Source organism: Georgenia daeguensis, from assembly GCF_039537705.1.
GTDB lineage: Bacteria > Actinomycetota > Actinomycetes > Actinomycetales > Actinomycetaceae > Georgenia > Georgenia daeguensis.
Genome location: NZ_BAABBA010000009.1, coordinates 21,768 through 45,036, shown reverse-complemented (window position 1 = coordinate 45,036; position 23,269 = coordinate 21,768). Strand labels below are relative to the sequence as shown.

Genomic DNA, 23,269 nt, shown 5'->3' with positions numbered 1-23,269 from the left:
GCGCGGCCGTGCGCCGGCCCTGCCATCTTCTCGCATCTCTCAGGCGTCGAGGTCCCGCGAGAGCAGCTCGGCCAGCTCGTCCAGGACGCGCTCGGCGTCGTCGCCCTCGGCCGTCAGGACCACCTCGTCGCCGTGCTCCGCACCGAGGGTCATCACGCCGAGGATGCTGGCGGCGTCGACCGGCTCCGCCCCCTCCTTGGCGATCGTGACGGGCACCCCGCTCGCGGCGACCGCCTTGACGAAGACGGCGGCGGGCCGGGCGTGGAGCCCGACCTTGGAGGCGACGACGGCGCTGCGCTGGGCCATGGCTGGTCCTTTCGGGACGAACGGTGGGGCATCTGTGCCACCACCTGGTGCTGTCGAGCGTATCGAGCCATCCGTGCAGCTCCGAAATCGCCGGGCTCTGGCGTGCGGGTCAGGCTAGCCAGCGACCCAGCACGGCGACGCGTTGCACCTCGTACCCGCGGGCCTCGTAGAACTCCGCCGCGGGGTTGCCGTCGCGCACCATGAGCTGGACCTTCCGCGCCCCGGCCGCGGCCAGCCACCGCTCACCACGCTCGAGCATGGCAGCGCCGATCCCGTGCCCCTGCTCGGCGGGCGCGACGGCAAGGTAGTAGACCCACCCGCGGTGCCCGTCGACCCCGGTCATGACGGTGGCGACCACATCCTGGCCGCGACGGGCGACGAGCACGGTCGAGGTCGCGCCGGTCCGTGCCTGGGCGATGTCCAGGCGCGGGTCGTTCCAGGGCCGCGTCAGCCCGCACGCGTCCCACAGGGCGACGACGCGCTCGACGTCGGAGTCCTCGATCTCACCAAATCGCAGTGTCCGGCCGTCGTGCGTGGGACCGGCGCCGGCCTCCGGACCCTCACCCGCGGGACCGTGGCCGGGCGCCGCACCCCCGGGCGTGACGCGGCCGGCGCTGTCGGTCGCCACTCAGAACGGGTTGTAGGGCGAGACGACGACCTCCACCCGCTGGAACTCCTTGACGTCGGAGTAGCCGGTGGTGGCCATCGTGCGCCGCAGGGCGCCGATGAGGTTGAGGGTGCCGTCCGCGGAGCTCGAGGGGCCGTGGAGGATCTCCGCGAGCGTGCCCACGGTCCCCACCCGCACGCGCTCCCCGCGCGGCAGCTCGGGGTGGTGCGCCTCGGGCCCCCAGTGCCAGCCCCGGCCGGGAGCGTCGGAGGCGCGGGCGAGCGCCGCGCCGAGCATGACGGCGTCCGCGCCGCAGGCCACGGCCTTGACGAGGTCGCCGGAGCGGCCCACGCCGCCGTCGGCGATGACGTGGACGTAGCGACCCCCGGACTCGTCGAGGTAGTCGCGACGGGCGGCGGCCACGTCGGCGACGGCGGAGGCCATGGGCGCGTGGATGCCGAGGGAGCGGCGGGTGGTGTGGGCGGCGCCCCCGCCGAACCCGACGAGCACGCCGGCGGCGCCGGTGCGCATGAGGTGCAGCGCGGCGGTGTAGGTGGCGGCGCCCCCGACGATGACGGGCACGTCGAGCTCGTAGATGAACCGCTTGAGGTTCAGCGGCTCGGCCCGCGAGGAGACGTGCTCCGCAGAGACCGTCGTCCCGCGGATGACGAACAGGTCCACGCCGGCCTCGACGACGGTGCGCCAGTGCTCCTGCGTGCGCTGCGGGCTGAGGCTCCCGGCGACCGTGACGCCGGAGTCGCGGATCTGCCGCAGCCGCTGGGTGATGAGCTCGGGCTTGATCGGCTCGGCGTAGATCTCCTGCATCCGCCGCGTCGCGTCCCCGTCCGCGAGCCCGACGATCTCGGAGAGCACCGGCTCCGGGTCCTCGTAGCGTGTCCACAGGCCCTCGAGGTCGAGCACCCCGATGCCGCCCAGGCGCCCCAGCTCGATCGCGGTCGCCGGGCTCATGACGGAGTCCATCGGGGCGGCCAGGACCGGCAGGTCGACGTGGTAGGCGTCGATCTGCCAGCTCACCGAGACGTCCTCGGGGTCACGGGTGCGGCGGGAGGGGACGACGGCGACGTCGTCGAAGCTGTAGGCGCGGCGGGCGCGCTTGCCGCGGCCGATCTCGATCTCGTTGGTCACCGTTGCAGGCTACCGGGACCGGCCGGGCGACGCCCCGGCGGGTCACGTCCCGGCGGGCCGGCGCCCCGTCACAGGTCCGGTACCCAGACCCGGCCGTCGGCGTCGCGGCGCATCACGACCTCGCGGCTGGCGTCCCACTCCTGCGCCCAGCCGAGCTCGGCCAGCACGTGGTCGAGGAGGTTGGCGGTCATCCCCCAGACGAGGCCGTCCGGCAGCAGGAACCCGTGCGTGCGCCGCCCGAAGATCCGGACGGTCCGGCGTCGTTCCGGGTCGGTGAGGGTCGCGACCGAGACGCGGATGGTGTGGAGCACCTCGCCTGGCTCGACGTGCGTGGCCTCCTCGGCGTGGTCGGTCCACCCCAGCACCGGGGTCACCACGTACCGGGTGACCGGGACCATGATCGCGGGCAGCTCACCCAGGACGTCCACGTGGGCCGGGTGCAGGCCGATCTCCTCGTGGGTCTCGCGCAGCGCGGCCGCGACGGCATCCTCCCCCGGCTCGAGCCGCCCGCCGGGCAGCGCGATCTCCCCGGGGTGGTGGCGCAGCTCCCGGGAGCGCTGCACGAGGAAGAGGTCGGGCTCCGTGCCGCGCCGCGGCGGGGTGAACAGCAGCAGGACCGCCGAGGGGCGGAAGTCGCGGGCCGCCTCGGCGTCGTAGGCGTTCACGCCGCGCAGGGGCGCGCCGCCCTCGGCGGCGCTCCGGGCGAGCTCCAGCAGCGAGGCGCGGCGCACGGCCCAGGGGTCCTGCTTCTCGTCCACGTCCGTCCCTTCCGCGATCCCGTCACCGGGTCCGCCGTCTGACGCATTCGACCACACGACGGGACCGATCCGCCGGGCGCGCCGGTCCGGTTCCCCGGGGATGTGGGTGGGCGCTGGCACAGTGCTGAGCAGTGAAGGAGGCCTCATGAGCAGCTGGTGCAACGGCCCGTTCCTCGGTTTCGACACCGAGACCACCGGGGTTGACGTCGTCTCGGACCGCATCGTCTCGGCGGCCCTGGTGCACCGCGACGGTGACTCGACGCGGGTGCGGACCTGGCTCCTCGACCCGGGCGTCGAGATCCCGGAGGCGGCCAGCTCCATCCACGGAATCAGCACCGAGCGCGCCCGGGCCGAGGGGACGGCGCCGTCGGTCGCGCTCGAGGAGATGGCGTCGCTCATCGTCGAGGCGCAGCTCGAGGGAGTTCCGGTGGTCGCCTACAACGCGGCGTTCGACCTGGCGATCCTCGACAACGAGCTCACCCGGTACGGCCTGCCGCGCCTGGCCGACCGGCTGGGCCGGAGCTGCCTGCCCGTGGTGGACCCGCTGGTGCTGGACCGCGGGCTCGACCCCGAGCGGGAGGGCCAGCGCAAGCTGGTCGACCTGTGCGTCCACTACGAGGTGCCCGAGCAGGGGAGCCTGCACACGGCCGAGGTGGACGTCGTCGCCACGCTGGACGTGCTGTCGCGGATCGCCGCACGGTTCCCGCGCATCGGGCAGCGCACGCTCGAGGACCTCCACGGCTGGCAGGTCGGCCGCTACCGCGAGTGGGCGGAGCAGTTCAACGCCTGGCGCCTCGGGCAGGGGCTGACCGGGCCCGGCGTGGACCCGGGCTGGCCCCAGCCGCTGGCCGCGGCGCCCGTGGTCACCGGCGCCTGACCGGCGACGGGCCGGAGGCGGCGGGCCGGAGGCGCCTGACCAGGCGGCTGGCCGGAGGCGCCTGACCAGGCGGCTGGCCGGAGGCGCCTGACCAGGCGGCGGGCCGCAGGTCCGGCCGGACCGGCGCCGTTCCGTCAGCGGCGGGCGGAGTAGTTCGGGGCCTCGGACGTCATCTGGACGTCGTGCGGGTGCGACTCCTTGAGCCCGGCCGGGGTGATGCGCACGAACTTGCCGCGCTGCTGCAGCTCGGGGATCGTGCGCGCACCCACGTAGAACATCGACTGGTGGAGCCCGCCGGTGAGCTGGTAGGCCACGGCGGACAGGGGCCCGCGGTAGGGAACCTGCCCCTCGATGCCCTCGGGGACGATCTTGTCGTCGGTGTCGACGTCGGCCTGGAAGTAGCGGTCCTTGGAGTAGGACACGCGCCCGCGGGACGCCATGGCGCCGAGCGAACCCATGCCGCGGTAGTGCTTGTACTGCTTGCCGTTGACGAAGACGAGCTCGCCCGGGGACTCCTCGCAGCCCGCGAGGAGCGAGCCGAGCATCACGGAGTCCGCGCCGGCCACCAGGGCCTTGGCGATGTCGCCGGAGTACTGCAGGCCGCCGTCGGCGATGAGCGGGACGCCGGCGGGCTTGCACGCCTGGGCGGCGAGGTGCACCGCGGTCACCTGGGGGACGCCGACGCCGGCGACCACGCGGGTGGTGCAGATCGAGCCGGGCCCCACGCCGACCTTCACGGCGTCGGCCCCGGCGTCCACGAGCGCCTGGGCGCCCTCGCGCGTGGCGACGTTCCCGCCGATGATCTGGACCCCCGCGAACGCCTTGTCCTTCTTCATCCGCGCGATCATCTCGAGCAGCAGGCGGGCCTCGCCGTTGGCGGTGTCCGCCACCAGGACGTCGGCCCCGGCCTCGGCGAGCGCCGTGGCCCGATCCCAGGCGTCGCCCCAGTAGCCGATGGCGGCGCCGACCATGAGCCGGCCCTCGGCGTCCTTGGTGGCGTGCGGGTACTGCTCCGACTTGACGAAGTCCTTGACCGTGATGAGCCCGCTGAGCCGGCCCGCGTCGTCGACGAGCGGCAGCTTCTCGATCTTGTGCTTGGCCAGCAGGGCGGCGGCGTCGTCCGAGCTGATGCCCACCGGTCCGGTGACCAGCGGCATCGGGGTCATGGACTCGCGCACCCGGCGGGTGCCGAACTCGCCGCCCGGGACGAACCGCAGGTCGCGGTTGGTGATGATGCCGAGGAGCACGTTGTCGTCGTCGACCACGGGGAGGCCGGAGACGCGGTACTGCCCGCACAGGGCGTCCAGCTCCGCGAGGGTGGCGTCCGGCCCGATGGTGACCGGGTCGGTGACCATGCCGGACTCCGAGCGCTTGACCACGGTGACCTGCTGGGCCTGGTCCTCGATCGAGAGGTTGCGGTGCAGGATCCCGAGGCCTCCCTGGCGGGCCATGGCGATGGCCATGCGCGCCTCGGTGACGGTGTCCATGGCCGCGGAGATGAGCGGGGTGCGCATCGAGATCTCGCGGGTGAGCCGGGTGGTGGTGTCCACCTCGGAGGGGATCACGTCGGTGGCACCGGGCAGGAGGAGGACGTCGTCGTAGGTGAGACCCACGAGCGAGAACGGGTCGGCGGGGGCGTTCGTCTCGGTCACGCGGTGATCCTACGTGCGTGCGGGAGCCAGGGGCAGGGGCGTCTCCCCGTCCGTGGCACGTCCCACACTCGCGCTCACCCCGCCACGTCGCGGCCGCGCCACGCCAGGGCCACGCCCGCGCCGGGTCAGCCGTGCATGACGGCGACGATCTCCTCGACCGCGGCCATCGGGGTCCGGACCCGGTGCACGTTGGGCAGCCACAGCTCGGGTGCGTCGGAGCCAAGGAGGAAGACCTCGACGTCGCCCCGCTCGGACACGCTTCGGACCAGCTCCTCGGTGCCCTCGGGGCTGCCCACGACGGCGAGCACGCGCGCGTGGCGCTCGTCGACCGCCCGCAGCACCTGCTCGGCGCCGCGCACCTGCTCCGCGCGCAGCACGCGGGCCTTGACGCCACGCTCGGCCAGTCCGCCGCCGATGACGTGGGCCCGCACCCGGCGCTCCTCCCCCGCGCACAGCAGGACCGTGCTGCCCTGCGAGTCGCCCGAGGTGTCGGCGGCGGCGACGACGCCGCGCACGGCCGCGAGCACGGCACCGACGAGGACGGACTCGGGGTCGGCCCCCGGCCGGTCCGACCGGTCGCGCTGCCCCAGCATCGACAGCGCCGGCCTCGCGAGGGTGGTCCAGGCCCGCAGGATGCCCTTCTCCCCCACCTCCTGGTCGAACATGCGCTGCACCCGGGGCAGGTCGGGCTCGACGGCGGCCGCCGCGAGGGAGAGCGGGTCCACGAGGAGGTGCTCGTGACGCTCCGGCGGCTTGGGGCCGGCGGCCGAGCCCTCGGGCGGGAGCGCGGCGGAGGGGTCGGCGGGGTCGTACGCCGCGGCCGCTCGCGCGGCGTCCGCGGGCGCGACGCCCTGCAGCGTCAGCTGGCGCATCCGCTCGAGCCGGGCGACGTCCTCCGGCGAGTAGCGCCGGTGGGCTCCCGCCTCGTGGGCCGACGGCCCGAGCCCGTACCGCCGGTCCCAGGTGCGCAGGGTGGACGCGGCAACGCCGAGACGGCTCGCCACCGCCGCCACGGTCAACGGCGCCCCGGCCCCCTGCCCGCGGGACGCACGCGCGGGGCGGGCTCCGCCGCCCGTCTCGCTCCGGACCCTCCCGGAGCCGCCGCGCTCACCGGGCTCCGCGCCGCCGTCGTGCGCGGACGGACCGGTTCTGCGCTCCATCCTCATGAATCGATCTTGGCGCGGTCGAGCAACTCCTGCCACTTCGGCACGCCGTCGGCGACGCTCACGCCGTCATGAATCAGTTGCGACAGGGTCTTGAACAAGTTGTGCATCGGTTGCTAGGTTGTTCACAGCGTTGTTCACGGCAACGGTTTCGACGAAACGCTTCATCGACGGAAGGACAGGCGACATGGCTGAGCTCTCGAGGCTTCCCGGGCCCGTGATGGACCTGTGGGAGTGGCAGTACCAGGGTGCGTGCCGCGAGGCCGACCCGAATCTCTTCTTCCACCCCGAGGGTGAGCGTGGTGGCACGCGCCGGCGTCGCGACGAGGCGGCCAAGGCGATCTGCGCCACCTGCCCGGTCATCGAGCAGTGCCGCGAGCACTCCCTGGCGGTGCGGGAGCCCTACGGCGTGTGGGGCGGCCTCAGCGAGGACGAGCGCCAGGCGATCCTCGCCCGTCCGGTGCGGCGCGCGTCCTAGCAGCTCGGCTCGGCGCAGCTCGCCTCGGCTCAGCCACGACGAAGCCCCGGTCTCGAAGGAGACCGGGGCTTCGTGCGTCAGCTAGAGGCTGATCACTTCTGGACGACCGCGAGGACGTCGCGCGCGGAGAGGATGAGGTACTCCTCGCCGGCGTACTTCACCTCGGTACCGCCGTACTTGCTGTAGATGACGACGTCGCCGACGGCGACGTCCAGCGGGACGCGGTTGCCGTTGTCGTCGACACGGCCCGGACCGATCGCCAGGACGGTGCCCTCCTGGGGCTTCTCCTTGGCGGTGTCCGGGATGACGAGACCAGAAGCCGTGGTCTGCTCGGCCTCGAGGGTCTGAACGACGATACGGTCCTCGAGCGGCTTGATGGAGACCGACACTGCGGACCTCCCCTTCGCATGAGAGTTGGACGGTTAAGGGTGCGCGTCACCTTCGCCGCCACGCCCGCCGTCGCGGGGGTCGGACGCATCGTCTCCGGTGATCGCAGCCGCGGCCCCGAGGGGTCGCGCCTCGCACAAATCTAGGCGGGAGTTAGCACTCGGTCAAGGCGAGTGCCAATGCGTGGCGCCGCGGGATCACTGGCAGGATCGAGCGGTGGACGAACGCGCGCTGACCAAGCTGCTCGCACCCGAGGGGTGGGCCCTGCTCTCCGGGCTGCCGCCGTACTCGGAAGAGACCGCGCTGCGGATCTCCACCGGCCTGCGCGAGCGGGGCACCGACCCGGACCTCGTGGCCGCCGCACTGACGCAGTCGCGCCTGCGTGCCCGCGCCGTCGGCAAGTTCGGGGACTTCGCCTCGGGCATGCTCTTCACCCCCGCGGGGCTGGAGCAGGCCACCCGGCTCAGCGTCGCCGCGCACCACGCGCGCCGCTACGCCGACGCCGGAGCCACCCTCGTCGCCGACCTCGGCTGCGGCCTGGGCGGTGACGCGATGGCCCTGTCCGCGCTCGGCGTCCCGGTCCTCGCCGTCGAGGCGGACGAGGCGACGGCGGCCTTGGCCACCGTCAACCTGCGCTTCTTCCCCACCGCCACCGTCCGGCACGGCGACGCCATGGCGCTCGACCTCGCCGCCGAGGGCGTCGACGGCGTCTTCGCCGACCCGGCGCGGCGGACGCGCGGCGGGCGGCGCATCTTCGACCCGGCCGCCTACGCGCCACCCCTGGACCAGGTGCTCGCCCTGCGCGCCCGGGTGCCCGAGCTGGGCATGAAGGTGGCGCCGGGGATCCCGTACTCCTTCCTGCCGGCCGACGCGCACGCCCAGTGGGTGAGCGTGGACGGGGACGTCGTCGAGGCCGGCCTCTGGTTCGGCGCGCTGGCGCCGGAGGGGCCCGGGCGCTCCGCCCTCGTGCTCGCCGGCGACGAGGCGCACGTCCTCGCCGAGGCCCGGGAGGTGCGGGGCACGCCGGCCGGGGCGCCGGACGCGCCCGCCCGCGCGGCCGGGGTCCGCGAGCTCGGCGACTACCTCTACGAGCCCGACGGCGCCGTCATCCGGGCCGGGCTGGTGGCCCGCCTCGCCGGGGACCTCGACGCCGGCGTGGTCAGCGAGGACATCGCCTACCTGACGGGCGACACCCTCACCGCCACGCCGTTCGCCACCGCCTTCCGCGTGCGCGACCACTTCGTCTTCAGCCTCAAGCGCCTGCGCGCCTACCTGCGCGAGCGCGACGTCGGGACCGTCGAGATCAAGAAGCGCGGCACCGCCGTCGAGCCGGAGCAGCTGCGCCGCCAGCTCTCCCTCAAGGGCGCCGGGCGCGCGACGATCGTGCTCACCCGGCTCGCGGGCCGCCAGAGCGTCGTCGTCGTCGAGCGCGTCTGAGGGCCGGGTCCGCGGCACCTCGCCGGGCCCGGCCGCCGCGCGCGGCACGCACCAGGCAACGAGGTTGCCGATCTGGTCGTCCTCCACGACCAGATCGGCAGCCTGGTCCTGACCGGCCGCGTCCTTCCGTCAGCCGGAGATCACGACCTTCAGCGCCTTGGTCTCGGCGGCCTTGGAGAAGGTGTCGTAGGCGTCGAGCACCTGGTCGAAGGTGAACCGGTGCGTCGCGAAGTTCTCCGCAGCGAGCTTGTGCTGGGCGACGAGCTTGAGCAGCATCGACGTGGTCGAGGTGCTCACCAGGCCCATCGTGATCGCGATGTCCTTGATCCACATCTCGTCGAGCGGCAGCTGCACCGGCTTGCCGTGGACCCCGACGTTGGCGATGGACCCGCCCGGGCGCACGATCTTCGTGCACGCCTCGAACGTCACCGGGATGCCCACCGCCTCGATGGCGACGTCGACCCCGAGGCCGTCGGTCATGGCCATGACCTTCTCGACCCAGTCGGCGTCGCCGCTGTTGACGCTGTCCGTGGCGCCGAAGCTCTTGGCCTGCTCCAGCCGGTTGTCGTCGAGGTCGACGGCGATGACGCGGGCCGCCCCATAGAGGCCGGCGGTCATCATGGCGGCCAGGCCCACCGGGCCCGCGCCGATGACGGCGACGACGTCGCCCGGTTCCACCCGGCCGTAGCGCACCCCGATCTCGAAGCCGGTGGGGAGGATGTCGGAGAGCATGACGGCAGCCTCGTCGCTGACGCCCTCGGGGACCTTGTAGACAGAGTTGTCGGCGAAGGGGACGCGGACGTACTCGGCCTGAGTGCCGTCGATGAGGTGGCCGAAGATCCAGCCGATCCCGGACGCGCCCTCGTCGGCGAGACAGTGGGCGTACAGGCCCTGGTGGCAGTACGAGCAGGATCCGCAGGCGCTGATGCACGAGATGATGACGCGGTCCCCCACCGCGACGGTGGAGACGGCGTCGCCGACCTCGGTGACCGTGCCGACGCCCTCGTGCCCGAGGATGCGCCCCTCGGTCACCGCGGGGACGTCGCCCTTGAGGATGTGCAGGTCGGTGCCGCAGATGGTGGTGGTGTCGACCTTCACGATGACGTCCGTGGGGTCCACGATCTTCGGGTCCGGAACCTCGTCCCAGGACTTCTTCCCGGGGCCGTGATAGACGAGTGCCCTCATGACAACCTCCTTGTCGTCGGTCCCGGCCCGCTCGGGCCGGCGGCGCAGCGCGCTGCCTCCACGGTCGCCGACGACGCGGCGACGCGCCAGGGACCTGGGTCCCCGGCGTGGCGGCTCGGCCCTCGGGCACGGCACCCGGTGACGCACCGGACGCATGACCCGGTGACGCACCGGGCCCGCGCCCCTGTGACGCAGCGGGTCACCAGGACCGGCAGACTGGTCCCGTGAACCTTGACTTCGCCCCGTCCGGGCGCTCGTCGGTCGGCATCGAGTGGGAGCTGCAGCTGCTCGACGCCGACTCCGGCGATCTGCGCCAGGCCGCCGAGACGGTGCTGGCCGGTCTCGCCGGGCCGGGCGGCGAGCCCCACCCGAACGTCCACCCCGAGCTGCTCGTCAACACCGTCGAGGTGGTCTCGGGGGTGTGCCGCACGGTCGGCGAGGCCGCCGCGGACCTCCAGCGCGCCGTCGAGGACCTGCGCGCCGTCACGGACCCGCTGCGCATCGAGCTCGCCAGCGCCGGCTCGCACCCGTTCGCGCGGCCCGCGTTCCAGCGCGTGACGAACAAGGAGCGCTACGCCACCCTCATCGACCGCACCCGCTGGTGGGGTCGGCAGATGCTGCTGTACGGGGTGCACGTGCACGTCGGCATCGAGGACCGCTCGAAGGTGCTCCCGATCATGCAGGCGCTGCTCACCCGCTTCGCGCACCTGCAGTCCCTGGCGGCCTCGTCCCCGTTCTGGGGCGGTGAGGACACCGGGTACGCCTCCAACCGCGCGATGATGTTCCAGCAGCTGCCCACGGCCGGCGTCCCCTACCAGTTCGACCGGTGGGAGGACCTCGAGAGCTACGTGGAGGACATGACTCGCACCGGCGTCATCGACACCTTCTCCGAGCTGCGCTGGGACATCCGGCCCTCGCCCCGGCTCGGCACCATCGAGGTCCGGGTCTGCGACGCCGCGACCAACCTCGAGGAACTGCGCGCCACCTCCGCCCTGACGCACTGCCTCGTCGAGCACTACTCCACGATGCTCGACGACGGCGAGGAGCTGCCCACCGCGCCGCGCTGGTACGTGGCGGAGAACAAGTGGCGCTCGGCCCGCTACGGCATGGACGCCATCCTCATCCGCGACGGCTCGGGCGAGGAGGAGCTCGTCACGGACACCGTCGCGGCGATGCTCGTCGAGCTCGAGCCCGTGGCGGAGCGGCTCGGCTGCACGGAGGACCTCGCCCTGGTCCGCCGCATCCTCGACGACGGCGCCTCCTACCAGCGCCAGCTGCGCGTCGCCGAGCGGGGCGACCTGGACGCCGTCGTCGCCTCGCTGGTCGCCGAGATGCGGGCCGGCCGCCCGCTCTGACCCGCGCTCGCACTCTCCGACGCACGCTCTCCCGCTCTGATGTTCGCCCGTCAGGGGCTTGCGACGTTCGTCCTGGCTCGCGCCGACGTCGGAGCCGTGGTGCCGTCGGAGCCGTGGCGACTCGGACGGGCGCCGGATCAGGCCGCCGCGTCCCGGCCCGCGAGCGGCAGACCGCAGGTGCGGGCCGAGCGCTGGAAGGAGTCGTCGATCAGGACCGTCCGCCGCCCGTGGGCGGCGAGGATCGAGGCCGCGACGCTGGCCCGGTAGCCGCTCGCGCAGTGCACCCACACCTCGCCCGCGGGGATGTCGTCGCGCCGGGCGAGCAGGGCGTGCAGCGGGACGTGGACGGCGCCGTCGACGTGCGCCTGGTCCCACTCCCTGTCGCGCCGGACGTCGAGCACCACCACCGGACGGTGGTGCCGGACCCGCTCGAGGTCGGCGAAGCTGGCCCGCGGCGTGGTGGCGAGCGGGCCCTCGGTCCACCACTCGGGCCGTCCGCTGGTCCCGGCGGCGGGCCGGTCGATCCCGATCCGGACCATCTCACGTTGCGCCTCGGCCACCTGCGCCTCGGAATCACCGAGCAGCGTGACCGGCGTCCCCCACGGGAGCAGCCAGCCGAGGTAGGAGGCGAACCTGACGTCGAGCGCGACGTTGTAGGTGCCGGGCACGTGCCCGGCCGCGAACACCGTCCGGTGCCGCAGGTCGACGAGCCACTCGCCCGCCTCCAGTCGGCGGCGCAGCTCGGCGGCGTCGGCCTGCGCGGGGGGACTCAGGTCCGGCTCGTCAGGACCGGCGGCGTTCAGGGAAGCCATGTGCGCGTAGTAGGCCGGGTAGGCGTCCAGGCCGGCGAGCACGTCCGCCACGTAGTCCTCCTCGTCCTGCGACAGGACCGGGTTGACCTGGCGCTCCCGGCCGATCGTGGACGCGGTGATCTCGGCGCCGGTCGCCGTGGTGGCGCAGAAGCCGCCGAACCCGTGGGTCGGCAGCAGGCGGGCGTCGTCGGGCAGGTGGTCGGCCAGCCGTCGGACGCTGCGGTACTGGTGGCGGGCAAGCTCGTGCGTGCTGGTGGCACCGAGCAGGTCCGGCCGCCCGGTGGCACCGAAGAGCAGCGACCCGCCGGAGAACACCGCCGGGGAGTCCCCCTGCAGGACGTAGGACAGATGGGTGAACGTGTGCCCCGGCGTGGCGAGGACGCGCAGGTGCAGGCCAGGGCTGACCTCCACGACGTCGCCGTCGCTGACCGGTGTGCGCTCGAAGGAGACCTCGTCGTCCGCGTTGACGAGGTACTGCGCCCCCGTCCGCCGGGCGAGCGCGTGGCCCCCGGTGACGTAGTCGTTGTGGATGTGCGTCTCGAGGACGTGGGTGATCGACACACCCGCCCGCTCCGCCACGGCGAGGATGCGGTCGATGTCGCGCTGGGCGTCCACCACGAACGCCACCCGGCCGTCATGGACGAGGTAGCTGCGGTCCCCCAGCGACGGGGTCTCGACGGGGATGATGGTGACGGTCATCGCCCGGTCCTTTCCGAGCGGGCCACGACCCCGGTGCGGGCCGCGGACCCGTGCCGTCGACGAGGCGGCTGAGGCAAGACTGCCACTGCCCCCGGCCCGGCGCACGCCTCCGCGGCGCCCCCCCCTGACGCCTGGGCCGCCGGCGCTCTCGCAGGAACTCGGTCACGCTCACTACTTGTTCTTACCGAATACCTGTCATAGCCTTCCTCCGTGGCCGCACGCACCCCAGCCCCCCGGGACCCCCAGCTCCTCAAGGGCGTCCTGCCGATGCTCGTGCTCGCGCTGCTGCGCGAGCAGGACTCCTACGGCTACGAGCTGGTCACGCGGCTGCGGGACGCCGGTCTGACCGACGTCGCGACCGGCTCGGTGTACCCGGTGCTCACCCGCCTCGAGCGTGACGGCCACCTGGCCTCCTACCTCGTGGCCTCGCAGTCCGGGCCGGCCCGCAAGTACTACACGCCCACCGACGCCGGCCTGGAGCACCTCGCGGTCCAGCGGCGCGGCTGGCAGCAGCTGGGCGACGTCGTCGCCGTCGTCATGACTCCCGGCCCACGCCGGGCCCGACCCGTTCAGGAGGCACGCCCGTGACATCCACCGACTCCCCCACCGCCACCGCCGTCCCGCGCCCGGGGCTGCGCGACCGGCTCCGCCGCGAGCGGTACCTGCTCTCGCTCGTGCTGTGGCTGGACGACGACTACCCCTCGGCGGAGCGCCGGGCCCTCGTCGCGCAGCTGCGGGGCGAGCTCGACGCCGCCGCCGCGGACACCTCGATGCGGGAGGCGGTCACCTCCCTCGGCCCGGCCCGGCGCCTCGCCGCCGAGTACAGCGGGCTCCTCGACGCCGGGCGGCCCCGCTGGGGCCTGGGCGCGGCGGCGGCCGCCGCCTGGCTGCTGCTGTGCCTGGCCGCCACGGCGGTGTTCGCCTCCGCCCTCTGGCAGGTGGCCCCTGCGGCCGGGCCCGAGGGCGTCACCGCGCGGCTGCTGTGGGCCGAGCTCACGGTGGTCAACTCACCGGGCGAGAGCTCCCTCGGATGGCGGGAGGGCTTCCCCTGGACGCTCCTCGTCACGCTGGTGGTGTTCCTGGTGGCCGCGCGCGCCTGGCGGGCCGCGCCGGCGCTGCGCCGCCGGGCCGTCGAGGCCTGAGCACCGCGCGGCCGCGGCCGCCGCGGCAGGCTTGCAGCCGGGCCAGGCCTGCAGCCGGGCCAGACCTGCAGCCGGGCCAGACCTGCAGCCGGGCCAGACCTGCGGGCGCGGCCGCAACCGGACTCAGACGCGCACGAGCTCCAGCGGCATGCCCGAGTCCGTGGGCAGGTCGAGCGGCGAGGGGGCGGCCCCCGACCGCACCAGCGCGGACCCGAGCGCGGCGATCATCGCACCGTTGTCGGTGCAGTAGCGGATCGGCGGGATCCGCACCGTGACCCCGTGCGCGGCCGCCCGTTCCGCGGCGAGCTCGCGCAGGCGGGAGTTCGCGGAGAACCCGCCGCCGATCACCAGGGTGTCGCACTCGCTGCGCTCGCACGCGAGAAGCGCCTTGGTGACCAGCACGTCGGCGACCGCCTCGGAGAAGCCCGCCGCGACGTCGGCCGCCGGGACCTCCTCGCCGCGGTCCTGGAAGGCCTCTACGTAGCGGGCGACCGCGGTCTTGAGGCCGGAGAAGGAGAAGTCGTAGGGGTGGCGCGCCTTGTCCTTGCCGGAGGTGAGGCCACGCGGGAAGCGGATCGCGTCGCGGTCGCCCTCCCGGGACAGCCGGTCGACGTGCGGGCCGCCGGGGTAGGGCAGGCCCAGCAGGCGCCCGACCTTGTCGAACGCCTCCCCCGCCGCGTCGTCGAGGGTCTGCCCGAGCTCGGTGACCCCGGTGGCGATGTCGTCCACGAGCAGCAGGGAGGTGTGGCCTCCGGAGACGACCAGAGCCACGAACCGGTCCGGGAACTTCCCGTGCACCAGCTCGTCCACGGCGGCGTGGCCGATCACGTGGTTGACGCCGTACAGGGGCTTGCCGCTCGCCAGCGCCAGCGCCTTTGCCCCCGCCACCCCGACGGTGAGCGAGCCGACCAGGCCGGGCCCCGCGGTCACGGCGATGGCGTCGAGCTGACCGAGGTCGACGTCGGCGGCGGCGAGCGCGGCGTCCAGGGTGGGCACGAAGGCCTCGAGGTGGGCGCGCGACGCGACCTCCGGGACGATGCCGCCGTAGCGGGCGTGCTCGTCCATGGAGGAGGCCGTGACGTCGGCGAGCAGCTCACGCCCGCGCACGACGGCGAAGCCGGTCTCGTCGCAGGAGGTCTCGATGCCGAGGATGAGGGGTTCGCTCACCGGACCAGGGTAGTCGTTTCCCTCAGGCGGGTCCGGCCGAGACCCTCGGGACGGCGGCGATGAGCCGCTGGGTGTAGGGCTCCCGGGGGGAGTCCAGGATGTCTCGGGTGGTCCCCTGCTCGACCACCCGGCCGTCCTTGAGGACGACGGTGCGCTCGCACAGCGCCGCGACGGCGCTGACGTCGTGGGAGACCATGACCACGGTCAGGCCCCGCTCGCGCTTGAGCCGGTCGAGCAGGGCGATGACGCCCAGGCGGGTGGTCAGGTCCAGCGCGCTGACCGGCTCGTCGGCGAGCAGGACCGACGGCCCGGTGACGAGGGCGCGGGCGATGGCGATCCGCTGGCGCTGACCGCCCGAGAACTCGTGCGGGTAGCGGCGCGCGACGTCCGCGTCGAGGTCCACGGACGCGAGGGCCGCCGTGACCGCCTCCCGGAGCGACTCCCGGCCGCGCCTCAGCCGCAGCGACACCAGCGGCTCGGCCACGATCCGGTCCACCCGCTGCCGGGGGTCGAGCGAGGAGTAGGGGTCCTGGAAGACCACCTGCACCCGCCGGCGGAAGTCGCGGCGGCGTCGCCGGTCCGAGAGGTCGAGGGGCGCGCCGTCCAGGAGGACGCGGCCCGACGTCGGCCGGGCCAGCCCCAGCAGCAGGGAGAGCGCGGTGGACTTCCCCGAGCCGGACTCCCCCACGACGCCGAGGCTGACGCCCGGCTCCACGGCGAGCGTCACGCCGTCGAGGGCGTTCGTCGTGGCCCCGCGGTAGCGGTAGTCCACGGCGTCGAGACCGAGCAGCGGGGTCATCGCCGTTCCACCGCCGTCACGTCCTGCCCCGCGGCCGGGGGCGGCCCGCCCAGCGCGGCGTCGAGCGCCCGGGCGCTGTCGACCAGGCTCCGCGTGTAGGGGTGCCGCGGGGCGGCGATCACGTCGCCCACGGCGCCCTCCTCGACCACGGTTCCCGTCCGCATCACCAGCACCCGCTCCGCCACCTCGGAGACCACCGCCATGTCGTGCGAGACGAAGACGAGCGCGGTGCGGTGCTCGCGCACCACGCGCAGGAGGAGCTCGAGGATCTCGGCCTGGACGGTGACGTCCAGGGCCGTCGTGGGCTCGTCGGCGATCAGCACGGCCGGGTCGCACGCCAGCGCCATCGCGATCGCGACGCGCTGGCGCTGGCCGCCCGACATCTCGTGCGGGAACGACCGCGCGAGCCGGTCCGGCTCCGGCAGCGCGACCTCCCGCATCAGCCCCAGCACGGCGTCCTGGAGCGCGGCCCCGCGCAGGCCACGGTGGCGCCGCAGCGGCCCGGCGATCTGCCGCCCGACGCGCATGAGCGGGTCGAGGGCGCTCAACGGCTCCTGGAAGACGAGGGACACGGCCGATCCGCGCACCCGGTTCAGGGTCGCCTCGGGCGCGCCGATCACCTCCGTGCCCGAGAGCCGCACGGAGCCCTCGGCGGCGAGCCCGGGCGCGAGGAGGCCGGCGACGGCGAGCGCGGTGAGGGACTTGCCGGAGCCGGACTCCCCGATGATGCCGAGGCGCTCCCCGGCACGGACGGAGAAGGAGACGTCGTCCACGACGCGGCGGCCGGCGCGCGTGACCACGGTGAGCCCGTCCACGGCGAGCACAGGGGCACCGGGACCGGCCGGGACACCGGGGCCGCCCGAGAAGTCGCGGGTCACCGGCTCCTCCCCCGGGTGGGGTCGAACCGGTCGCGGAGCCCGTCGGCGAGGAAGTTCGCGCCGAGCACCATGGCCACGATGACGAGGCCGGGCGCGACGGCGGCCCACGGCGCGGTCACGACGGTGCCCTGCGCCTCCTGCAGCAGCCGGCCGAGGGAGGCGTTGGGCGGGGGCACGCCCAGGCCGAGGTAGGACAGGCTGGCCTCGGCCAGCACGGCCACGCCGAACAGGACCGCGACGTTGACCACCAGGCTCGGCCAGATGTTCGGCAGCACGTGCCGGGTGACGAGCCCGAGCACCCCGGTGCCTGACGTGCGGGCGGCGGTGACGTACTGCTGGCCGAGGACCCGCCGGCTCAGGATGCGGGTGAACCGGGCCGCGATCGCGGAGGCGCCGAGGCCGATGGCCAGCAGGACGGTCCACAGGCTCGAGCCCTGCGCCGCCACGATGAGCATGGCGAGCAGCAGCGTGGGGAAGGCGATGAGGATGTCCAGGGCCGAGGCGACGGTGTCGTCGAGCCACGGCGGGGTCAGGGCGGCGAGGATGCCGACGACCACCCCGACGACGACGGCCACCGCCGTCGCGCCCAGCCCCACGGTCAGCGCGATGCGGGTACCGACCATGGTCTGGCTGAACAGGTCGCGCCCGAGCGTGTCGGTGCCCAGCCAGTGGTCGGGACCGGGGGGCTCCAGGCGTCCGCCGGAGGTGTCGGAGAGGTCGTAGGGCAGCCACACCAGGGACAGCGCCGCCACGGCGGCCACGACGGCGAGGAGCACGACCCCGACCACCAGGGTGGGCGAGGGTCGGCGACGGCGGGCGCGCGGCGCCGCGGGGACGTCGACGGGCTCGAGGCCGGGCGTCGTCGTCATGCCGCCGTCCCCGAGGTCCGGCGCCGCAGCCGCGGGTCGACGACGCGCTGGAGCAGGTCGGCCGCGAAGCCGATCACCAGCACGAGGAAGGTGGTGACGAGCAGGACGCCCTGGATGCTCGGGTAGTCGTGCTGGGCGATGGCCCGCACGAGCATGCTGCCCAGGCCCGGCAGGGAGAACACGCTCTCGACGACGACGGCACCGAGCAGGGTCGTGGCCAGCTCCACGCCGAGGATCGCGATCACGGGCACGGAGGCGTTGCGCAGGCCGTGGCGCCAGAACGCGTGCGGGAGGCTGCTCCCCAGGGAGCGGGCGGTGCGCAGGTAGTCGCTGCCGAGCACGTCCTGGGTGGCGGAGCGGACGTAGCGGGCGAGCGACGCCGTCATGACGGTCACGATGGTGGCCACCGGCAGGGTCAGGTACCGCAGCGTCTCCCCGGGCTCCGCCCACCCCTCGCGCGGGTACCCGCCGGAGGGCAGCAGGCCGAGGTCGAGCGCGAAGATCCACACCAGCACCATGCCGACCCAGAAGACGGGGACCGCGATGCCGAGCTGCGACAGCCCGGAGAGGACGACGCCGTACCACCGGTCCGCCCGGTACGCCGCGACGAATCCGACCAGGCTCGCCAGCGCGGCGGCGAGGACGAACGCGATCAGCGTCAGCGGGATCGTCACCCCGAGACGGTCGACGACGTCCGGCAGCACCTCGCGCCCGCTGACGAACGAGGTGCCCAGGTCGCCGGCCAGCACCTGCCCGAGCCAGGTGGTGAGCTGGGTGAGCACGGGCTCGTCCGCGCCCACCTGCTCCCGGGCCGCCGCGATCTGCTCGGGGGTCGCGTTGACCGAGAGCAGCGCGTTCGCCGGGTCGCCGGGCAGCAGCCGCAGCAGCGCGAAGATCACCACCATCGCGACGGCGAGCGACAGGACCAGGAACAGCGTCCGTCGTGCGACGTACCGTGCCACGGCGGTCGTTCTCCTCTCTCGTAGGTGCCCGGCCGGTCCTGCCTGCCGGCCGGGCCCCATCGCGGTCAGGGCCTGGGCGGTGGAAGTCCGGCCGGCGTCAGCCCTTGGTGATGTCGTAGACGAAGAACTGGGAGTTCAGGCCGTTGACCGGGTAGCCCGTGACGTCGCTCGAGGACACCACGATCTGCGGGTAGAGGTACAGCCAGGCGCTCGCGGCGTCCTCCGCGATCTGCCGGTTGACCTGGAGGAGCTTCTCGGTCTGCTCCTCCGGGGTCTTGGCCTGCTCGGCCTCCTGCACCCACGCGGTGACCTGAGGGTTGTCGTAGCCCCAGTAGAAGTCAGGGTCGCCGTACCAGACGACGTCGCGGTCGTTGACGTGCTCCTGGAGGGTGGCCTCGAAGTCGCGCTCCTGGAAGACCTTCGTGTACCACTCGTCGGCGGAGATCGGGTTGATCTCCACCGTCACGCCGACCTTGGCCAGCTCGCTCTGCACGAACTCGGCCACGGTGGGGTGCGGGTCGTAGGTGGGCGTGTCCAGCGTGAACGAGAACCCGTCCGGGTGCCCGGCCTCGGCGAGGAGCTTCTCCGCGAGGGCGGGGTCGTAGGGGTTGACGTCGGTGAGGTCCTCGTACCAGGGGTCGGTCGGCGGGACCATCGAGCCGATGAGGGTCCCGTAGTCGCCCCAGATCGAGCTGAGCAGCTTCTCGCGGTCGATGGCCGAGTAGACGGCCTTGCGGACCTGGACGTCGTCGAAGGGCGCGACGCGGTCGTTGAAGGCGAGGAGCTCCTTGGTGGTGGAGGTGCCCTCGGCGATCGTGTAGTCGGGGTTGTCCTCGAACTGCGCGAGGGCGTCGGGGCTCTGGACCGAGGTCAGGACGTCGACCTCGTTGGTCAGCAGGGCGTTGCCCATGGCGCTGGCGTCCGTGAAGTACTGGAACACCACCTCGGCGTTGGCCGCCGGCTCGCCCCAGTACTCGTCCCACCGGTTCAGGGTCAGGCTGGACCCGCGGGTCCAGTCGCCGACGGTGTAGGGCCCGGTCCCGTCCTCCTCCGTCTTGAGGTCCCCGGCCTCGGTGTTGACGATCCACACGTAGGAGAGGTTGTAGGGGAAGGAGATCGACGGCGTCGCGAGCGTGAACACGACCGTCCGCTCGTCCGGCGTCTCGATCGAGGCGAGCGGCTCGAACGAGGACTTCCGTGCGGACTGGGAGGACTCAGCCGTGACCCGCTCGACGCTGCTCTTCACGTCCTCGGACGTCACCGGCCTGCCCGAGTGGAACGCGACCCCCTCGCGCAGCGTGACGGTGTACGTCAGGCCGTCGGGGCTGATCGAGTAGTCCTCGGCGAGGAGGTTCTCGAGCTCGCCGTCGTCCGTCAGCCTGAAGAGGCTCTCGTAGACGTTGCCGTTCAGCGCCTCCGTCACGCCCTGGCCGCCGCCGTCGACGTTGCTGAGGTTCTGCGGCTCGTAGATGGAGCCGACCCGGATGACGGCGTCCGTCGACGCCTCGCCGGTCGAGGTGTCTCCGCTCTCGCCCGAGGAGCCGCACGCGGCCACCAGAGACATCGCGGCGAACAGGGCGGCGGCAGCCGTCAGGGAGCGGGGTCTTCTCATGGGCGGAACTTTCTCTCAGGCGGCGGACCTCCCGCCGACCCCCAAAACTAACCCGGGCGGCGGTGCCGTGCGCTGGTCGGGCCGGGCGGGTACCAGGTGCTGAGACCGGCCCGCGTCCGTGCCGGACGGTGGAGGGTGCACGTGCCGGCGGGCGCCCACGGACGGCTCAGGCCCCCGGTCCGAGGACCGGGGGCCTGAGGTGCGCCGCTGCGGGCGACGGCGGGTCGCGCCCGGCCGGACTACTTGTTGCGCACGAGCGCGCGGCCGAGGTCCGCGTTGAGGGTGCTGATGACGTCCAGCGGGATCTCCTTGGGGCACACCGCGGCGCACTCGCCGATGTTGGTGCACCCGCCGAAGCCCTCGGCGTCCTGCTGCTGCAGCATGTTGATCACGCGTGCCTCGCGCTCGGGCTGGCCCTGCGGCAGCAGACCGAGGTGGGTGACCTTGGCGGCGGTGAACAGCATCGAGGAGGCGTTCGGGCAGGCGGCCACGCACGCGCCGCAGCCGATGCAGGCGGCGGCCTCGAACGCGCGGTCCGCGTTCTCCTTGGGCACCGGGGTGGCGTGCGCGTCCGGCGCCGCGCCGGTGTTGACGGAGATGTAGCCGCCGGCCTGGATGATGCGGTCGAACGCGGAGCGGTCCACCACGAGGTCCTTGATGACCGGGAACGCGCTGGCGCGCCACGGCTCGAGCGTGATCTTGTCGCCGTCCTTGAAGGAGCGCATGTGAAGCTGGCATGTGGTGGTGCGCTCCGGCCCGTGGGCCTGGCCGTTGATCACGATGCCGCACATGCCGCAGATGCCCTCGCGGCAGTCGGAGTCGAACGCGACCGGGTCCTCGCCGCGGGCGGTGAGCTCCTCGTTGAGGACGTCGAGCATCTCCAGGAAGGACATGTCCTCCGTGACACCCACGAGCTCGTAGGCCACCAGGCGGGGCTCCTCGTGGGGGCCGGCCTGGCGCATGACGTTGAGGGTGATCTTCACTTGTAGCTCCGCTGCTTCATCTCGACGTACTCGTAGTTGAGGTCTTCCTTGTGGAGCACGGGGGCCCCGTCCGGGCCGCCGTACTCCCATGCCGCGACGTAGGCGAACTCGTCGTCGTGCCGCAGCGCCTCGCCGTCCTCGGTCTGGGACTCGGCGCGGAAGTGGCCGCCGCAGGACTCGCGGCGGTGCAGGGCGTCGATGCACATGAGCTCGCCCAGCTCGAGGAAGTCGGCCACCCGGCCGGCGCGCTCGAGGGCCTGGTTGAGCTCCTCGTTGGTGCCGAGGACCTTGACGTCGCGCCAGAACTCCTCGCGCAGCGCGCGGATGAGGTCGACCGCCTTCCTCAGGCCCTCCTCCGTCCGCTCCATGCCGCAGTACTCCCACATGATGTGGCCGAGCTCCTTGTGGAAGGAGTCGACCGAGCGGGTGCCGTTGGTGCTCAGCAGGTGCTGGATGCGCGACCGCACGGCCTGCTGGGCCTCGACCACCGCCGGGTGGGACTCGGGGATCTTCTCGAACGGGGCGTCCGCGAGGTAGTCGTTGATCGTGTTGGGCAGCACGAAGTACCCGTCCGAGAGGCCCTGCATGAGCGCCGAGGCGCCCAGGCGGTTCGCTCCGTGGTCGGAGAAGTTCGCCTCGCCGGTGACGAACAGGCCGGGGATCGTGGACTGGAGGTCGTAGTCGACCCACAGCCCGCCCATCGTGTAGTGCACGGCGGGGTAGATGCGCATCGGGACCTGGTAGGGGTCCTCGCCGGTGATGCGCTGGTACATGTCGAAGAGGTTGCCGTACTTCGCCTCGACGGCGGCCCGGCCCATGCGCTCGATGGCCTCCTTGAAGTCGAGGTAGACGCCGCGGCGCACGCCGTCGACCGCCGGGCCCACGCCCTTGCCGTCGTCGCACTGGTACTTCGCCGCGCGGGAGGCGATGTCGCGCGGGACGAGGTTGCCGAACGCCGGGTAGATGCGCTCGAGGTAGTAGTCGCGCTCGTCCTCGGGGATCTCCCGCGGGTCGCGGGTGTCGCCGGCCTTCTTGGGCACCCAGATGCGGCCGTCGTTGCGCAGCGACTCACTCATCAGGGTGAGCTTGGACTGGTACTCGCCGGCCACCGGGATGCAGGTCGGGTGGATCTGCGTGTAGCAGGGGTTGCCGAAGTAGGCGCCCTTGCGGTGCGCGCGCCACGTGGCCGTGACGTTGGAGCCCATCGCGTTGGTGGAGAGGTAGTAGACGTTGCCGTACCCGCCGGTCGCGAGGACGACGACGTCGGCCAGGTGCGTCTCGATCTCGCCGGTCACCATGTCGCGGGCGACGATTCCACGCGCGCGGCCGTCGACGACGATCAGCTCGAGCATCTCGTGACGGGCGTAGGTCTTCACCGTCCCGGCGGCCACCTGACGCTCGAGCGCCTGGTAGGCCCCGATGAGCAGCTGCTGCCCGGTCTGGCCGCGGGCGTAGAACGTGCGGGAGACCTGCACGCCGCCGAAGGAGCGGTTGTCGAGCAGTCCGCCGTACTCGCGGGCGAAAGGCACGCCCTGGGCCACGGCCTGGTCGATGATGCTCGCGCTGACCTCCGCCAGGCGGTAGACGTTGGACTCGCGGGAGCGGAAGTCGCCGCCCTTGACCGTGTCGTAGAAGAGCCGGTAGACGGAGTCGTTGTCGTTCTTGTAGTTCTTCGCGGCGTTGATGCCGCCCTGCGCGGCGATCGAGTGCGCGCGGCGCGGGGAGTCCTGGTAGAAGAACGTGCTGACGTTGTAGCCCGCCTCGCCCAGGGTCGCCGCGGCGGACGAGCCCGCCAGGCCGGTGCCCACGATGATGATGCTCATCTTGCGGCGGTTGGCGGGGTTGACCAGGCGCGCGGAGAACTTGCGCTGCTCCCAGCGGTTCTGCAGCGGTCCGGCGGGCGCCTTCGTGTCCGCGACCGCGTCGCCCTCGCGGTAGAGACCCGCGACGAGGTTCTCGGTGGTCTCGATGGTGGAAGTCATCAGTTCAGGTCCC

The 23,269-nt window shown here is 73.1% G+C and carries 23 protein-coding genes; 6 read left to right on the top strand and 17 right to left on the bottom strand.

Going from position 1 to position 23,269, the window contains the following annotated elements:
- Positions 1 to 39 precede the first annotated feature (39 nt).
- The 4 genes from ABD774_RS10525 to ABD774_RS10510 form a co-directional block, all read right to left on the bottom strand.
- Positions 40 to 306, bottom strand: coding sequence for an HPr family phosphocarrier protein (locus tag ABD774_RS10525; protein ID WP_345040736.1), 267 nt, complete (start codon positions 304 to 306; stop codon positions 40 to 42).
- Between the two features lie 109 nt (positions 307 to 415).
- Positions 416 to 934: a GNAT family acetyltransferase gene (locus ABD774_RS10520; RefSeq protein ID WP_345040733.1), complete on the bottom strand. Its 519-nt coding sequence runs from the start codon at positions 932 to 934 to the stop codon at positions 416 to 418.
- On the bottom strand, positions 935 to 2,059 hold the full coding sequence (locus tag ABD774_RS10515; protein WP_345040731.1) for a GuaB3 family IMP dehydrogenase-related protein: 1,125 nt from the start codon (positions 2,057 to 2,059) through the stop codon (positions 935 to 937). It lies immediately after the preceding gene.
- Between the two features lie 68 nt (positions 2,060 to 2,127).
- Entirely contained in the window at positions 2,128 to 2,817 is a 690-nt protein-coding gene (locus ABD774_RS10510) for an NUDIX hydrolase (protein WP_345040728.1), read from the bottom strand.
- Between the two features lie 145 nt (positions 2,818 to 2,962).
- Between ABD774_RS10510 and ABD774_RS10505 the strand changes: the two genes are divergently transcribed.
- Complete coding sequence (locus ABD774_RS10505) at positions 2,963 to 3,694, top strand: exonuclease domain-containing protein (protein WP_345040726.1); 732 nt, start codon at positions 2,963 to 2,965, stop codon at positions 3,692 to 3,694.
- Between the two features lie 134 nt (positions 3,695 to 3,828).
- Here the strand turns inward: ABD774_RS10505 and guaB are convergent, their stop codons facing one another.
- On the bottom strand, positions 3,829 to 5,346 hold the full coding sequence (guaB, locus tag ABD774_RS10500; protein ID WP_345040724.1) for an IMP dehydrogenase: 1,518 nt from the start codon (positions 5,344 to 5,346) through the stop codon (positions 3,829 to 3,831).
- Between the two features lie 125 nt (positions 5,347 to 5,471).
- A complete protein-coding gene (locus ABD774_RS10495; RefSeq protein WP_345040721.1) occupies positions 5,472 to 6,506 on the bottom strand; it encodes a MerR family transcriptional regulator in 1,035 nt (344 codons plus the stop codon).
- A gap of 190 nt (positions 6,507 to 6,696) precedes the next feature.
- On the opposite strand from ABD774_RS10495, the gene ABD774_RS10490 reads away from it, so the two are divergent.
- Positions 6,697 to 6,987 carry a WhiB family transcriptional regulator gene (locus ABD774_RS10490; RefSeq protein WP_248256638.1) on the top strand — a complete coding sequence of 97 codons (291 nt, stop codon included), beginning with the start codon at positions 6,697 to 6,699 and terminating at the stop codon, positions 6,985 to 6,987.
- Positions 6,988 to 7,079: 92 nt separating this feature from the next.
- On the opposite strand, the gene groES is transcribed toward ABD774_RS10490, so the two are convergent.
- Positions 7,080 to 7,376 (bottom strand): co-chaperone GroES, encoded by a 297-nt coding sequence (gene groES / locus ABD774_RS10485; RefSeq protein WP_248256637.1) that lies wholly within the window; start codon positions 7,374 to 7,376, stop codon positions 7,080 to 7,082.
- Positions 7,377 to 7,590: 214 nt separating this feature from the next.
- On the opposite strand from groES, the gene ABD774_RS10480 reads away from it, so the two are divergent.
- Entirely contained in the window at positions 7,591 to 8,811 is a 1,221-nt protein-coding gene (locus ABD774_RS10480; protein ID WP_345040718.1) for a THUMP-like domain-containing protein, read from the top strand.
- 129 nt (positions 8,812 to 8,940) lie between these two features.
- Here ABD774_RS10480 and ABD774_RS10475 read toward each other — a convergent pair whose 3' ends face one another.
- Positions 8,941 to 9,996, bottom strand: a complete 1,056-nt coding sequence (locus ABD774_RS10475) for a zinc-dependent alcohol dehydrogenase family protein (protein ID WP_345040716.1) — start codon at positions 9,994 to 9,996, stop codon at positions 8,941 to 8,943.
- Between the two features lie 224 nt (positions 9,997 to 10,220).
- On the opposite strand from ABD774_RS10475, the gene ABD774_RS10470 reads away from it, so the two are divergent.
- On the top strand, positions 10,221 to 11,351 hold the full coding sequence (locus ABD774_RS10470) for a glutamate--cysteine ligase (protein WP_345040713.1): 1,131 nt from the start codon (positions 10,221 to 10,223) through the stop codon (positions 11,349 to 11,351).
- A gap of 137 nt (positions 11,352 to 11,488) precedes the next feature.
- On the opposite strand, the gene ABD774_RS10465 is transcribed toward ABD774_RS10470, so the two are convergent.
- Positions 11,489 to 12,862 (bottom strand): MBL fold metallo-hydrolase, encoded by a 1,374-nt coding sequence (locus ABD774_RS10465; RefSeq protein ID WP_345040711.1) that lies wholly within the window; start codon positions 12,860 to 12,862, stop codon positions 11,489 to 11,491.
- Between the two features lie 210 nt (positions 12,863 to 13,072).
- On the opposite strand from ABD774_RS10465, the gene ABD774_RS10460 reads away from it, so the two are divergent.
- Together ABD774_RS10460 and ABD774_RS10455 are read left to right on the top strand one after the other, a co-directional pair.
- Entirely contained in the window at positions 13,073 to 13,450 is a 378-nt protein-coding gene (locus ABD774_RS10460; protein ID WP_345040709.1) for a PadR family transcriptional regulator, read from the top strand.
- Complete coding sequence (locus ABD774_RS10455) at positions 13,447 to 14,004, top strand: HAAS signaling domain-containing protein (protein ID WP_345040706.1); 558 nt, start codon at positions 13,447 to 13,449, stop codon at positions 14,002 to 14,004. Before ABD774_RS10460 ends, ABD774_RS10455 begins: the two co-directional genes overlap by 4 nt.
- Positions 14,005 to 14,127: 123 nt before the next feature.
- Here ABD774_RS10455 and tsaD read toward each other — a convergent pair whose 3' ends face one another.
- From tsaD to ABD774_RS10415, 8 genes are all read right to left on the bottom strand, one after another.
- Positions 14,128 to 15,171: a tRNA (adenosine(37)-N6)-threonylcarbamoyltransferase complex transferase subunit TsaD gene (tsaD, locus tag ABD774_RS10450; protein ID WP_345040704.1), complete on the bottom strand. Its 1,044-nt coding sequence runs from the start codon at positions 15,169 to 15,171 to the stop codon at positions 14,128 to 14,130.
- A 22-nt stretch (positions 15,172 to 15,193) separates the two neighbouring features.
- Positions 15,194 to 15,970 carry an ABC transporter ATP-binding protein gene (locus ABD774_RS10445; RefSeq protein ID WP_345040702.1) on the bottom strand — a complete coding sequence of 259 codons (777 nt, stop codon included), beginning with the start codon at positions 15,968 to 15,970 and terminating at the stop codon, positions 15,194 to 15,196.
- Positions 15,967 to 16,848, bottom strand: coding sequence for an ABC transporter ATP-binding protein (locus tag ABD774_RS10440; protein WP_345040699.1), 882 nt, complete (start codon positions 16,846 to 16,848; stop codon positions 15,967 to 15,969). The genes ABD774_RS10445 and ABD774_RS10440 overlap by 4 nt, the downstream gene beginning before the upstream one ends.
- Positions 16,845 to 17,717: an ABC transporter permease gene (locus ABD774_RS10435; RefSeq protein WP_345040697.1), complete on the bottom strand. Its 873-nt coding sequence runs from the start codon at positions 17,715 to 17,717 to the stop codon at positions 16,845 to 16,847. The genes ABD774_RS10440 and ABD774_RS10435 overlap by 4 nt, the downstream gene beginning before the upstream one ends.
- A complete protein-coding gene (locus tag ABD774_RS10430; RefSeq protein ID WP_345040694.1) occupies positions 17,714 to 18,679 on the bottom strand; it encodes an ABC transporter permease in 966 nt (321 codons plus the stop codon). The genes ABD774_RS10435 and ABD774_RS10430 overlap by 4 nt, the downstream gene beginning before the upstream one ends.
- 97 nt (positions 18,680 to 18,776) lie before the next feature.
- Complete coding sequence (locus ABD774_RS10425; RefSeq protein WP_345040692.1) at positions 18,777 to 20,291, bottom strand: ABC transporter substrate-binding protein; 1,515 nt, start codon at positions 20,289 to 20,291, stop codon at positions 18,777 to 18,779.
- 239 nt (positions 20,292 to 20,530) lie between these two features.
- Positions 20,531 to 21,274 carry a succinate dehydrogenase/fumarate reductase iron-sulfur subunit gene (locus tag ABD774_RS10420; protein WP_345040690.1) on the bottom strand — a complete coding sequence of 248 codons (744 nt, stop codon included), beginning with the start codon at positions 21,272 to 21,274 and terminating at the stop codon, positions 20,531 to 20,533.
- Positions 21,271 to 23,256, bottom strand: a complete 1,986-nt coding sequence (locus ABD774_RS10415; protein ID WP_345040687.1) for a fumarate reductase/succinate dehydrogenase flavoprotein subunit — start codon at positions 23,254 to 23,256, stop codon at positions 21,271 to 21,273. Before ABD774_RS10415 ends, ABD774_RS10420 begins: the two co-directional genes overlap by 4 nt.
- Positions 23,257 to 23,269 lie beyond the last annotated feature (13 nt).